General features: G+C 53.8%; 14 protein-coding genes. 5 read left to right on the forward strand and 9 right to left on the reverse strand.

The annotated features are described in order from the left end of the window. Position 1: 1 nt before the first annotated feature. Positions 2-1,426 (forward strand): PTS N-acetylmuramic acid transporter subunit IIBC, encoded by a 1,425-nt coding sequence (gene murP, locus ACJHWK_RS01505; RefSeq protein ID WP_001040492.1) that lies wholly within the window; start codon positions 2-4, stop codon positions 1,424-1,426. Positions 1,427-1,430: 4 nt separating this feature from the next. Further along, positions 1,431-2,732: a penicillin binding protein PBP4B gene (gene pbp4b, locus ACJHWK_RS01510; RefSeq protein WP_001520983.1), complete on the forward strand. Its 1,302-nt coding sequence runs from the start codon at positions 1,431-1,433 to the stop codon at positions 2,730-2,732. 57 nt (positions 2,733-2,789) lie between these two features. On the opposite strand, the gene yfeX is transcribed toward pbp4b, so the two are convergent. The 4 genes from yfeX to ACJHWK_RS01530 all read right to left on the reverse strand — a co-directional run bounded on the left by yfeX (position 2,790) and on the right by ACJHWK_RS01530 (position 5,282). Next, a complete protein-coding gene (gene yfeX / locus ACJHWK_RS01515; protein ID WP_000084590.1) occupies positions 2,790-3,689 on the reverse strand; it encodes a porphyrinogen peroxidase in 900 nt (299 codons plus the stop codon). Between the two features lie 95 nt (positions 3,690-3,784). After that, the gene (locus ACJHWK_RS01520) at positions 3,785-4,360 is read right to left on the reverse strand and encodes an RpoE-regulated lipoprotein (protein WP_001520984.1); all 576 of its coding nucleotides are present in this window, start codon (positions 4,358-4,360) and stop codon (positions 3,785-3,787) included. Between the two features lie 60 nt (positions 4,361-4,420). Continuing rightward, positions 4,421-4,870: a DUF2919 domain-containing protein gene (locus ACJHWK_RS01525; RefSeq protein ID WP_170886218.1), complete on the reverse strand. Its 450-nt coding sequence runs from the start codon at positions 4,868-4,870 to the stop codon at positions 4,421-4,423. Continuing rightward, the gene (locus tag ACJHWK_RS01530; RefSeq protein ID WP_000406000.1) at positions 4,857-5,282 is read right to left on the reverse strand and encodes a GNAT family acetyltransferase; all 426 of its coding nucleotides are present in this window, start codon (positions 5,280-5,282) and stop codon (positions 4,857-4,859) included. Before ACJHWK_RS01530 ends, ACJHWK_RS01525 begins: the two co-directional genes overlap by 14 nt. 213 nt (positions 5,283-5,495) lie before the next feature. Here ACJHWK_RS01530 and amiA point away from each other — a divergent pair, with 213 nt between their 5' ends. Next, the gene (gene amiA / locus ACJHWK_RS01535) at positions 5,496-6,365 is read left to right on the forward strand and encodes an N-acetylmuramoyl-L-alanine amidase AmiA (protein WP_000102892.1); all 870 of its coding nucleotides are present in this window, start codon (positions 5,496-5,498) and stop codon (positions 6,363-6,365) included. Between the two features lie 3 nt (positions 6,366-6,368). After that, positions 6,369-7,268 carry an oxygen-dependent coproporphyrinogen oxidase gene (gene hemF / locus ACJHWK_RS01540; protein ID WP_021523196.1) on the forward strand — a complete coding sequence of 300 codons (900 nt, stop codon included), beginning with the start codon at positions 6,369-6,371 and terminating at the stop codon, positions 7,266-7,268. A 5-nt stretch (positions 7,269-7,273) separates the two neighbouring features. Here hemF and eutR read toward each other — a convergent pair whose 3' ends face one another. Genes eutR through eutB form a run of 5 tightly spaced genes read right to left on the reverse strand, consistent with a single transcriptional unit; the run spans position 7,274 to position 11,823 of the window. Continuing rightward, positions 7,274-8,326, reverse strand: a complete 1,053-nt coding sequence (eutR, locus tag ACJHWK_RS01545; protein WP_000753709.1) for an HTH-type transcriptional regulator EutR — start codon at positions 8,324-8,326, stop codon at positions 7,274-7,276. A gap of 45 nt (positions 8,327-8,371) precedes the next feature. Further along, positions 8,372-8,872 (reverse strand): ethanolamine utilization microcompartment protein EutK, encoded by a 501-nt coding sequence (gene eutK / locus ACJHWK_RS01550; protein WP_001314924.1) that lies wholly within the window; start codon positions 8,870-8,872, stop codon positions 8,372-8,374. Positions 8,873-8,884: 12 nt separating this feature from the next. Then, positions 8,885-9,544 (reverse strand): ethanolamine utilization microcompartment protein EutL, encoded by a 660-nt coding sequence (eutL, locus tag ACJHWK_RS01555; RefSeq protein ID WP_001111038.1) that lies wholly within the window; start codon positions 9,542-9,544, stop codon positions 8,885-8,887. 9 nt (positions 9,545-9,553) lie between these two features. Then, positions 9,554-10,441, reverse strand: a complete 888-nt coding sequence (eutC, locus tag ACJHWK_RS01560; protein WP_000372328.1) for an ethanolamine ammonia-lyase subunit beta — start codon at positions 10,439-10,441, stop codon at positions 9,554-9,556. Between the two features lie 20 nt (positions 10,442-10,461). Next, positions 10,462-11,823 carry an ethanolamine ammonia-lyase subunit alpha gene (gene eutB / locus ACJHWK_RS01565; RefSeq protein ID WP_000769965.1) on the reverse strand — a complete coding sequence of 454 codons (1,362 nt, stop codon included), beginning with the start codon at positions 11,821-11,823 and terminating at the stop codon, positions 10,462-10,464. Positions 11,824-12,011: 188 nt separating this feature from the next. Here eutB and ACJHWK_RS01570 point away from each other — a divergent pair, with 188 nt between their 5' ends. Further along, positions 12,012-13,217 carry a tyrosine-type recombinase/integrase gene (locus ACJHWK_RS01570; RefSeq protein WP_170886217.1) on the forward strand — a complete coding sequence of 402 codons (1,206 nt, stop codon included), beginning with the start codon at positions 12,012-12,014 and terminating at the stop codon, positions 13,215-13,217. Positions 13,218-13,378: the final 161 nt, after the last annotated feature.

The raw sequence follows: 13,378 nt of genomic DNA on the forward strand, positions 1-13,378 counted from the left end.
CATGGCCAAAGAGATCAGCAGTGAACTTCTGAACACCATTCTTACCCGTGTCGGCGGACCGGGAAATATCGCCAGTTGTGGTAACTGTATGACGCGCCTGCGTCTGGGTGTACATGACAGTTCACTGGTTGATCCCAATATCAAAACGCTGGAAGGCGTGAAGGGCGTCATTTTGACCAGCGATCAGGTGCAGGTGGTTTTTGGGCCGGGCAAAGCGCATCGTGCCGCAAAAGCCATGAGCGAGCTGCTGGGAGAAGCACCGGTACAGGATGCCGCAGAAATCGCCGCCCAGAACAAACGTCAGTTAAAAGCCAAACAAACCTCCGGCGTGCAACAATTTCTCGCCAAATTCGCCACCATCTTCACGCCGCTGATCCCCGGTTTTATTGCCGCCGGTCTGCTGCTGGGGATAGCGACGTTAATTGCCACGGTGATGCACGTTCCGGCAGATGCTCAGGGCACGCTACCCGACGCGCTGAATTTTATGAAGGTGTTCAGCAAAGGTTTGTTCACCTTCCTGGTGATTCTGGTGGGCTATAACGCCGCCCAGGCATTTGGCGGCACGGGCGTAAATGGCGCGATTATCGCCGCGCTCTTTTTGCTCGGTTATAACCCAACTGCAACCACCGGTTACTACGCCGGTTTTCACGATTTCTTTGGTCTGCCCATCGATCCGCGCGGCAATATTATCGGCGTGTTGATTGCCGCGTGGGCCTGCGCCCGCATCGAAGGCATGGTGCGCCGCTTTATGCCGGACGATCTCGACATGCTGTTGACCTCGTTAATCACCCTGCTGATCACCGCTACGCTGGCCTACCTGATCATTATGCCGCTGGGCGGCTGGCTGTTTGAAGGCATGTCGTGGCTGTTTATGCACCTGAACAGTAATCCGCTCGGTTGTGCGGTTTTAGCCGGGCTGTTCCTGATCGCCGTGGTGTTTGGCGTGCATCAGGGCTTTATTCCTGTTTACCTCGCGTTAATGGACAGTCAGGGATTCAACAGCTTATTTCCCATCCTTTCGATGGCAGGCGCGGGCCAGGTGGGCGCGGCGCTGGCACTCTACTGGCGGGCGCAACCGCACAGTGCATTACGCAGTCAGGTACGCGGGGCGATTATTCCCGGCCTGCTGGGCGTTGGCGAACCGTTGATTTATGGCGTCACCCTGCCCCGCATGAAACCGTTTATTACCGCCTGTTTAGGCGGCGCGGCGGGCGGTTTGTTTATCGGATTGATAGCCTGGTGGGGTCTGCCGATGGGCTTAAACAGCGCCTTTGGGCCGTCTGGTCTGGTGGCGCTGCCGCTGATGACTTCCGCACAAGGCATCCTTCCGGCAATGGCGGTTTATGCAGGCGGGATTCTGGTGGCATGGGTTTGCGGGTTTATTTTCACCACGCTCTTTGGCTGCCGTAACGTCAATCTGGACTGATAATATGAAACGGACAATGCTCTATCTTTCTCTGCTGGCTGTCAGCTGTAGCGTCAGCGCCGCAAAATACCCTGTTCTGACAGAAAGTTCGCCAGAGAAAGCAGGGTTCAACGTCGAACGGCTTAACCAGATGGATCGCTGGATAAGCCAGCAGGTGGATGCCGGTTATCCCGGCGTAAACCTGCTGATTATTAAAGATAATCAGATTGTGTATCGCAAAGCCTGGGGAGCGGCGAAAAAGTACGATGGCAGCGTATTGATGGAACAGCCTGTCAAAGCCACCACCGGGACGCTGTATGACCTGGCTTCCAATACCAAGATGTACGCCACTAACTTTGCTCTGCAAAAGCTAATGAGCGAAGGCAAGCTGCATCCTGACGATCGGATTGCGAAATATATTCCGGGATTTGCCGATAGTCCAAATGACACCATCAAAGGCAAAAACACGCTGCGGATTTCTGACCTGCTGCATCACAGCGGCGGTTTCCCGGCGGACCCACAATATCCGAATAAAGCGGTCGCGGGCGCGTTATATTCCCAGGATAAAGGCCAGACGCTGGAGATGATCAAGCGCACGCCGCTGGAGTATCAGCCCGGCAGCAAGCATATCTACAGCGATGTCGATTATATGCTGCTTGGATTTATCGTCGAGTCGGTTACCGGTCAGCCACTTGACCGCTATGTTGAAGAGTCGATTTATCGCCCGCTCGGCCTGACGCATACGGTGTTTAATCCGCTACTGAAAGGCTTTAAACCGCAACAAATTGCCGCCACGGAACTCAACGGCAATACCCGCGATGGCGTGATCCATTTCCCGAATATCCGCACCTCCACTCTCTGGGGTCAGGTGCACGATGAAAAAGCCTTTTATTCGATGGGCGGCGTTTCCGGGCATGCAGGGTTGTTTTCCAATACCGGCGATATTGCGGTGTTAATGCAAACGATGCTGAACGGCGGCGGCTATGGCGATGTGCAGTTGTTCAATGCAGAAACGGTGAAGATGTTCACCACCAGCTCTAAGGAAGATGCCACTTTTGGCCTTGGCTGGCGCGTGAATGGTAATGCCACCATGACGCCGACGTTTGGCACGCTGGCAAGCCCGCAAACCTACGGTCACACTGGCTGGACCGGGACGGTGACCGTTATCGATCCGGTGAATCATATGGCGATTGTGATGTTAAGCAACAAGCCACATTCGCCAGTTGCCGATCCACAAAAAAATCCCAATATGTTCGAAAGCGGTCAGCTACCGATTGCAACTTATGGTTGGGTAGTTGATCAGGTGTATGCGGCGTTAAAGCAGTAATAAAAAGGCCAGTCAGTTGTGATACTGGCTGGCCTTAAATCATCGAATCAGAAACGATTACAACGCCATCAACTTGTCCAGCGACGGCGCGAAGTAATAGCCGCCAGTGACCGGTTTGGTGAAACGCAACATCGCATCACGTTTGCCATCGGTATCGCCAAACATGCTCAGCAGTTGCTGCTCAATGTTATGCAGACGCGCGCAGTAGGCGCAGAAGTACAGACCGTGAGTGCCACTGGCGGTGCCGTACGGCAGGCTCTGGCGAACAATCTTCAGCCCTTTGCCATCTTCTTTCAGATCAACGCGGGTCAGGTGAGAGGTTTCCGGACGCTCGTCGCCGTCGATCTCTTCGTTGGCCTCTTTGGTGCGCCCGATCATCATCTCCTGATCGTGAACGCTCATCCGGTTGAGCTGCTTCAGGTTGTGCTCCCAACGCTGCACAAACACATAGCTGCCGCCCGCATCCACGCCGTCTTTGATAACCGCCACTTCACGGCGCGTCTCTTCACCCGCCGGGTTTTCAGTACCGTCAACGAAGCCGCTCAGGTCACGCTCTTCAACCCAACGGAAGCCGTGGATCTCTTCTTTCACTTCAATGCAGTCACCAAAGGCTTCCATCGCCGCCTGAGCGACAGAGAAGTTTACGTCGTGACGCAGAGAAAGAATGTGGATCAACACATCGAACTGGGTCGTCGGCGCAAGGCCTTTACCGTAGCCCGGAAAATCTTTCAGCTCTTCGGCCCCAACGCCGCCGCTCAGAGCGCGCCAGGTGTTGTTACCAAAGGCAACCACCGCACCAAGATGCGCGTCCGGGAATTTCGCTTCAAAAGTTGCCAGTTTATCGGCAAATGTTTTACTGGCCGCACGCAGGGCGTCAACTTCCCCTTTCACGTTGGCTTCGATCCAAATCGCCGCGCGGCAATGTTCTGGCAAAATGCCACTCTGAACCTGAGACATTATTCCTCCTGAAAATAAGAATGCCACGCAATCCGTGGCATTGTTGGGCGCTATTTTACGTGTTTTTTCGCGGCGGCGGTTTGTTCAGACGCAAATTAACGCCGCCAGATAATTTTACTGACTTTCCAGTTTTTCAGGGTATCGTCCGAAGGCATTAACCCTTCAGGACCACTCCATTCCCCGCTGAACTGGTAGCTAATATGTTGACTGCCTTCGGCTTTACATTCGACGGCACGATTATCATCACCATCAGCTTTTTGGCAATTGCCAAATGCTTTGCTGTAAAGGTCGCTAAACGGTGTACCGATTTTAACACTGGAGTCAGCTGGAATATCGCTATCCAGCACATCAATGCGGCTGATCGTGCCCTGATCGCCGTTAATCACCATCGCCACGTTGTCGCCTTTCATCACTTCAAAAAAGCGCACCACGTTGCCGTTCGCGGTTTTCATTCCGCTGCGCAGGCGATAATCGCCATCAAGCGCATCAGCAATGGCTTGTTCTTGCAGTGGTGTGGACGCCGTTAATTCACCAACGCCCTGCTCGCTCACTTTGGTGGACGACCCAAACCAGTTCCACGGGTTAGCGGCAGACCAGTTAACTGACGACATCGTGGAACAGCCGGTCAGCATCAACGGCATAGCGCATAACATTAAACGCAGCGATATCATGTCACTTCCTTTGGTTATTCAATAACGTTGCTTGGAGTGCAAATTCACCAAAAAGTGCCGTTATTCTTTTTCTTCATTAAAACAAGCGCGTAAACGTCGATTGGTCAGCAGCCAGATTAACGCCACAATATCCGCCACTACCAGCGCCAGCCCGATACCGCTAACGGATTCACCGTTCAGCCACAGCCACGGTTGCCAGCAAAGTAAAACCACCTGCGCCAACAGCAACAGAAAATAGAGCACATGCCAGATACGGGGAAATGAAGCCCGCCGACCACTCAGCAAAAACGCCAGCACCGCCGGAATGCCGGGAATCAACCCCAGCCAGAAATTATCGTGATCGGGATAAAACAGATTTAGCAGTGCAGTACCCTGCTCGCGCGACGCACCGGCAATGACAAACAGCACCCAGGTTCGCGCCTGAAGCAATAGCACAAGCCAGAAGAACAAGGGTAAACGCAGGCGACCGTGCGCATCATAATGGACAGGATGAAACTCAGTACTCTTCATCTTCAATCAAACGCTTACCCAAACTCAGCACGTCGGCGTGTTCATATCCCAGGCGTTCATACATTCCGAGCACCATGTCGTTATCTTCCGGCACGTTGATCTGAATTTTCGGGCAGCCGCGAGCAATCAGCTTTTTCTCCAACCGATTAAGCAACGCATTGGCAATCCCACGCCCACGAAACTCTGGATGCACGCCAAGATAATAAGCAGACCCGCGATGCCCGTCATAACCGCCCATCACCGTTCCGACCACTTCACCGTTTACCTCAGCGACCAGAAACAAACTGACGTCATGGTTCATCTTACGCTCGATGTCCATTTCCGGATCGTTCCACGGACGCAGCAAGTCGCAACGCTCCCAAAGGGTGATGACCTCTTCGAAATCTTCCTGGCGAAATACGCGTATCTCCATGGTATTCGTTACCTTTTTGCGGGTTAAAAGGCTGATTATGGCGTGAACGGTCGAATTAGCCAATATCTGACGAAAATCGGTTGAAAAAGTGGCATAATGGGGAGTTGTCAACTATTGAAATGAAAAGTAAAACAATTCTCATCAGCAAACGGTCGTAACGGATTACGCGATACGATATAACATCTGGAACTTTATTATTACAACTCAGGCCGTATGAGCACTTTTAAACCACTAAAAACACTCACTTCGCGCCGCCAGGTGCTGAAAGCCGGTTTGGCTGCCCTGACGTTGTCAGGAATGTCGCAAGCCATCGCCAAAGACGAACCTTTAAAAACCAGCAACGGACACAGCAAGCCGAAAGCCAAAAAATCTGGCGGCAAACGTGTCGTTGTTCTCGATCCAGGCCACGGAGGGATTGATACCGGAGCGATCGGACGCAACGGTTCGAAAGAAAAACATGTGGTGCTGGCGATTGCTAAAAACGTCCGTTCCATTTTGCGTAATCATGGCATTGATGCGCGTTTAACGCGTTCTGGCGATACGTTTATCCCACTATACGATCGCGTTGAAATCGCCCATAAACATGGCGCAGATCTGTTTATGTCAATTCATGCCGACGGCTTTACCAACCCGAAAGCTGCCGGTGCTTCGGTATTTGCCCTCTCTAACCGTGGGGCAAGTAGCGCAATGGCGAAATACCTGTCTGAACGCGAAAACCGCGCCGATGAAGTTGCTGGTAAAAAGGCGACTGACAAGGATCACCTATTGCAGCAAGTGCTGTTTGATCTGGTGCAAACCGATACTATTAAAAACAGCCTGACGCTCGGCTCGCATATTCTGAAGAAGATTAAGCCGGTGCATAAACTGCACAGCCGCAACACCGAACAAGCCGCGTTTGTGGTGTTGAAGTCGCCGTCGGTTCCTTCGGTGCTGGTGGAAACTTCGTTTATCACCAACCCGGAAGAAGAGCGGCTGTTAGGCACGGCGGCATTTCGCCAGAAAATCGCCACAGCGATTGCCGAAGGCGTGATCAGTTATTTCCACTGGTTTGACAACCAGAAAGCACACTCGAGAAAGCGGTAAGTGATGAAACCCGACGCACACCAGGTTAAACAGTTTCTGCTCAACCTTCAGGATACGATTTGTCAGCAGTTGAGCACCGTCGATGGCACAGAATTTGTCGAAGATAGCTGGCAGCGCGAAGCTGGCGGCGGCGGACGTAGCCGGGTGTTGCGTAATGGTGGTGTTTTCGAACAGGCGGGCGTTAACTTTTCGCATGTCCACGGTGAGGCGATGCCTGCTTCCGCCACCGCTCATCGCCCGGAACTTGCCGGGCGCAGTTTCGAGGCGATGGGCGTTTCACTGGTAGTGCATCCGCATAATCCGTATGTTCCCACCAGCCACGCGAATGTGCGCTTTTTTATTGCCGAAAAACCGGGTGCCGAACCCGTCTGGTGGTTTGGCGGCGGCTTCGACTTAACCCCTTTCTATGGCTTTGAAGACGATGCTATTCACTGGCACCGCACCGCCCGTGACCTGTGCCAGCCATTTGGCGAAGACGTTTATCCGCGTTACAAAAAGTGGTGCGACGAATACTTCTACCTCAAACATCGTAACGAACAACGCGGCATTGGCGGCCTGTTCTTTGATGACCTGAACACGCCAGACTTTGACCACTGTTTTGCCTTTATGCAGGCGGTAGGCAAAGGCTACACCAACGCTTATTTACCAATTGTAGAGCGACGTAAAACGATGGCCTACGGCGAGCGCGAGCGCAATTTCCAGTTATATCGTCGTGGTCGTTATGTCGAGTTCAATCTGGTCTGGGATCGTGGCACACTGTTTGGCCTGCAAACCGGCGGGCGCACCGAGTCTATCCTGATGTCAATGCCGCCGCTGGTACGCTGGGAGTACGATTATCAGCCAGAAGCAGGCAGCCCGGAAGCGGCGTTGAGTGAGTTTATTAAGGTCAGGGATTGGGTGTAACTCCCTCACCCCCATTCCCGCATCCGCTGATGCAACGTCAACGACGGCTTCTCGGCAAACAGCTGCTGGTAATCCGTGGCAAATTGCCCCAGATGCCAGAATCCCCACTGCATGGCGGCGTCTTTTACCGTTGTGCTTTGCGACCACGGGCTTATCAGTTCGCGGCGTACGGCGTTCAGGCGAATGCGTTTCAGCCACGCGTTCGGGCCAATGCCTAAAATAGCGTGAAACGCGTTTTGTAGCGTGCGGCGACTGACATGCAGTTGATTACACAAGTCCAGCACCGTCACCGGTTCGGACATGTTTTCCAGCACATATTCACGGGCGCGGGAAAGTAATCTACGGTAACTCTGATGACTGATGCTTTCCGCCGTCACCATTGGCTGCGCTTCTTCCAGCATCGCCCCCATCGCCATGAGCAAATTATCCCCCAGCACTTTTCGCACCGCAGGCTGATGCAAATTCTCGGGATTCTCGCAAAACGTCGCCAGCGCCTGTTGGACAAAGCCCCACAGCGCGGCTTTATGCTGTTCTTTCACTTCCAGCGCCGACTGGCTACGCAGCATATGTAATACCCGATCCGGATTATGCAAAAAGTTAGCCTGACGGGTGATGACATCTTCAGAAAGCACTACGCCCAGGATCGTGTAATCGTCCGGCGTACTTAATTCAAACTCGGTTCCACCAGGGCGCGTCGCTATTTCTGCGCTTCCCAGACATTGCGAACCGATAAATCCCTGCTCACCGCGCGTCGCCGGAATGCCAAACCAGAACGAGTTCGGCCAGACCAGGCACGACTGACGCAGCGCCAGACCGGTGTATTCACGAAAAACCTGAATATCATCGAGTAGAATTTCCGTAAATTCACCATGAAACTTGCCCGGATGCAGCTGATCGTAAATCTGCTGCCAGGCGGTAATCGTCAAAGCATGTTCATAGACATCCGTTGTCTGTCGTTGATGAACATTATCCACTTCGACCTTCGGCGTGAGCTTCAGGTTTTCGGGTAAGGGTTCATGATAAAGATGGTGCAAATTGGCTGTACGGGTCTTTTTCATGATGTTAATGCCGGGTGTTGTAGGACACCCGGCACCTCCGACAGGTTAATGGGGCTTGAGACGATAACGACTACTGCGTTTACGTAACGTCCCGGCAGAAAAGAGCTGTTCGAGCGCATTTCTGGCTTTTTCCAGCGGCCAGCCAAAGTGGGCAGCCACTTCTCCTGCCGTCATTCCCTGACGTACTGATGTTAACAGCGCCAACAACTCGTCAGCAGATTCCACGACGATAACTGGCGCGTCGGGTTCCTTTACGGGTTGCTTCGGCTGGCGGTTAAAGCCAGTAACCAGCCACTGGGTGTCATCGTCTGGCCGACCGATCTCCTTACGGCTGATGACACGCCCGGTACGCATCGCGGCAGCACAACCTGCGTCCAGCGCCGCACGACACGCCGCCAGATCGCCTTCCACCACCAGCGTTAGGCGACCAGGGTCAAGCACTTCGTGACTGAGCAGACGAACGTTAGCTGCTTTGAGCATGGCATCCGCTGCATCTATCGCGGCGACCATGCCGTCCACTTCCAGCAATCCCAGTGCATTGATCATCGGCAACCTCCGTTACGCACGCTGGATTGGATTACGCGCGATTTCCAGCACTGCATCGGTAAAAGCGTTACAGGCTGCTTTACACGCGGCCTGGCTACCGGTTAAAAATGCTGCCGAGTAGTTGGTTTCAGACGGCGGCGGGACATAGGTCACCAGCTGCACGTCGGCAGATTTCAACGCCGCATCAATGCCGTAGGTCGCTTCCAGCGGCGGTGCCACCAGATACGCCATCGGATCGCCAAGCGTGATCCCGGCGGTTGATGAGAGATAAGAACCGGTACGCGAAACTACATGTGCCAGGAAAGCTGTGTTTTCTGCGTCATTAGCCCACTGGAAAGCCGCGCCATTTTCAATATGCGCAACCATCGCATCCAGACCAGCACGCACTTCCGCCGGGTTTGGCCCACCGAGCATAATCAGCACTTCACCGGCAGTCGGTGACGGTCCGTGTGCAGCTCCCGCATACAGCGAGCGGCCATACACCACTTCGACCATCGCCTGCTTGGTCGCTTCGTCAGCCGCAATGTAGGTGACGTCATCGGAATCAGCAGAAATCAGCCCAAGGCTACGAATATGCGGCGGCAATTTCAGTTCACGCGCAAATTCGGCGTTAACAGAGGCAATCACCCGCATGGCGGTGACCGACGGTCGAATCAAATCTAAAGCTGGCATGATGCCTCCTTATCGGGTCATGTTGATGCCGGATGCTTTCTGCTCCAGCATACGTTTCGCCAAATCCACAATGACGGCTGCGGCTTCAACCGGCGGCGTGCCGCCCTGGTGAATGTTAGAGATACAGGTACGGTCGGCCTCAACGGTGGTTGCCATACGCGGCGAGTAAACGGCGTAGCAGGAGAGGCTTTCTGACTGCCCTAATCCCGGGCGTTCCCCCACCAGTAGGATCACTACTTTCGCGCCGAGGATCTCACCGATCTGATCTTCAATCTTCACGCGACCATAACGAACAAAGAATGGCGTACCGACTTTCAGCCCGGCCTGTTTCAGGCCCGCCATCAGCGGTGGCAGGATCTCTTCGTAGTTCACGGTGATCGCATCAGTTGACAGGCCATCAGAAATAACGACCTGTACGTCCGGATTAGCAACACACTGTGCTTTCAGCGCTTCAACAGCTTCTGCACACAGGCGGCGGCCCATATCCGGACGAGTCAGGTAAAGATTTTTGTCGCTAATTTCAGAGCGGACTTCCAGCAAGCCCTGCGCTTTCACCCACTCTTCCGGCACTTCTTTCAGTACGGTATCTTTCGAACGAGAGTGATCGGCCAGGAAACGCAGCAACGCCTGGGTACGCGGACGCGGACCGGCACGACCGGTACAAACGCGGGCCACGGTGCTGCGACGCAGTTCTGTTAACACATCCGCACGATGTGGGTTTTCCACACCAATCCACGCTTTTGCTTCCGCAGAGCCTAAATCCAGCGCGCAGCTTTCCGAGGTCACTGGTGTCGTACAGGTGGTGGTGGCGCACTTTGCTTCTGACGGCGCGGGGGCCGCTTGTCCCATTGACGCCATCACGCTGCGTACAATTTCTTCAATCTGTTTTTGATCCATGATGTGTTATCTCCGCGTCATCAGAAGAACAGTGACGGATCGCCCGCCCATTTGGTCAGGCGACCGTTTGCCATAATGCCCATGCTTTCCAGCCAGCGTTCAAACTCCGGTGACGGGCGCAGGTTGAGTAACTGACGCACAGTGGCAGTGTCGTGGAATGCTGTGGTCTGATAGTTGAGCATGATGTCATCGCCCAGCGGCATCCCCATGATGTAGTTGCAGCCTGCGGTGGCGAGCAGGATCATGAGGTTTTCGTTGAGGTTCTGGTCAGCGTCAGCGTGGTTGGTGTAGCAGCAGTCACAGCCCATAGAGATGCCGCTCAGCTTACCCATAAAGTGATCTTCTAAGCCCGCACGGATAATCTGGCGGTCGTTGTAGAGATACTCCGGCCCAATAAAGCCGACCACGGTGTTGACGATAAACGGATCGTAATGACGCGCCAGCCCGTAGTTACGCGCTTCCATCGTCACCTGGTCTGCGCCGAAGTTAGCGCCAGCAGACAGCGCCGAACCTTGTCCGGTTTCGAAGTAGAGGCAGTTTTCCCCGGCGATACGATTGAACTCTGCGCCCACTGCGCGCGCTTCGTCGAGCATCGCCAGCTCCACGCCAAATTCTTTCAGCCCTTTTTCGCTGCCGCAGATACTCTGGAAAATCAGCCCGCCTGGTGCGCCACGACGGATCGCTTCAATCTGGGTGGTGACGTGCGCCAGCACGCAGCCCTGAGTTGGGATGTTGAATTTGTCGATCACGCCGTAGATGGTGTCCAGCACGCGGCTTAAGTTTTCCACGTCGTCCGTCACCGGGTTGACGCCGATCACCGCATCGCCCACCCCGAAGGAAAGCCCTTCGTAGATTTGCGCAGCGATACTTTGCACGTCGTCACGGGTGTCATTTGGCTGCAAACGGGCGCTGAAGGTGCCCGGAATACCGATGGTGGTATTGGCCTTTTTGATTACCGGCATTTTCTTCGCGCCGTAGATCAGGTCCGCGTTGGAGCAAATCTTCGCCACCGCCGCGACCACTTCCGAGGTCAACCCTTTGCGGGTAAAGGCAATGTCGTCCACGCTGGTTTCATCGCTCAGCACATACTCACGCAGTTCGCTGATGCTCCAGTTTTTAATCTGGTTGTAGGCCGTTTCGTTAACATCGTCCTGAATCAGCCGCGTCACACAGTCATCTTCATAGGCAATCACCGGATTATTGCGGATGTCCGCTACGGTCATTTCCGACAACACCTGCTTTGCCGCCACGCGCTCCTGTGAGCTTGCCGCTGCAACGCCCGCCAGCACATCCCCCGAACGCAGTTCGTTGGCTTTAGCCAGCACCTCTTTTACATCCTTAAACTGATATACATTGCCGAACAATGTGGTCTTTAGTTTCATAAGTCGTTCCCTCAGGAAGAAGTGATGAGTAACATTTTTCACAGCATTCGAACAATTCTATTTCATCGTTATCCCTTGTCCTGTAAGGTGTTCCCCTTAATACGCCCGTTACTTATCCTGCCGAACGCAACCGAACGCGCCGGATACATGAGCGGGGTTATCGAGTCGTTAGATCGAGGTATCCGGTTTTGAGCAAGACACCACTGACAGCAAAGGCCATAGAGGCCGCCCAGCCGAAGGACAAGCCCTACAAACTCACCGATTCATTGACGCCAGGCCTTTTCTTGCTGGTCCATCCCAATGGGTCACGGTACTGGCGATTTCGCTATTGGGTAAGTAAGAAGGAGCGGTTGCAGGCTATTGGGGTGTATCCGCTGATTAGCCTAAAGGAAGCCCGCAAACGAGCCACAGAGAGCCGTTTACTCATCGCGCAGGGAATTGATCCAATGGAAGAAGCGCGCAAGGAGAAAGCCATTGATGCGCTCAACATGGCGGCAAGTTTTAAGACGGTAGCGGAAGACTGGTTTGCTACCAGAGTGAGCGGGTGGTCAGAGTCCTACACGAAACAGGTCAGATCGGCACTAGAAAAGGATGTTTACCCCGTGCTGGGTAAGCGTTCAATCGTTGATATAACCGCCCGTGACGTGCTGGCATTACTCCAGAAGAAAGAACGTACCGCACCGGAGCAGGCCCGCAAGCTACGCCAGCGCATCGGTGAGATCTTCAAGTTTGCCGTTATCACCGAACTGGTAACGAGGAATCCGGTTGCAGATCTTGATACGGCACTGAAGGCCCGCCGACCTGGTCACAACGCGTGGATACCGATTAGTGAAATTCCGGCCTTCTACAAAGCCCTTGAGAGGGCCGGGAGCGTCCAGATTCAGACGGCAATACGTTTGCTTATATTAACGGCATTAAGGACCGCAGAACTGCGTTTGTGCCGTTGGGAATGGATAAACCTGGAGGACGCAACAATCACATTGCCCGCTGAAGTCATGAAGGCCCGCCGCGCGCATGTAGTACCGTTATCCCGGCAGGCGGTCGAGCTATTACAGGACCAGTTTACCCGCAGCGGATACAGTGCTTTCGTCTTTCCGGGCCGATTCATGGACAAGCCACTTTCAGCCAGTGCCATCCTTAAGGCCCTGGAGCGTATCGGATACAAGTCGATAGCCACGGGCCACGGCTGGCGGACAACCTTTTCAACGGCGCTTAATGAGTCCGGCAGGTACTCACCAGACTGGATCGAAATCCAACTGGCCCACGTTCCGAAAGGTGTGCGCGGCGTTTATAACCAGGCGGCCTATCTGAAGCAACGGCGGGCCATGATGCAGGACTACAGCGACGCCATCGACCAGATATTGGCTGGTGGCGGTAATCCGCTGGAGCCGTGAACTATAAGGCCGGATTCGTCCGGCTTTTCTTTCGCCTTACTGGTATAAAAGGTTAACAGGTTACACAACCTATTACCCTTTTATCCTGTTATCCTTTTATACAACTATACCAATGAAATCAAAGATTTGCTCAAACTTGCAAATAACAGATCCGGGGATCG

It is taken from the genome of Escherichia sp. WS547 (assembly GCF_046486065.1).
Lineage (GTDB): Bacteria > Pseudomonadota > Gammaproteobacteria > Enterobacterales > Enterobacteriaceae > Escherichia > Escherichia coli.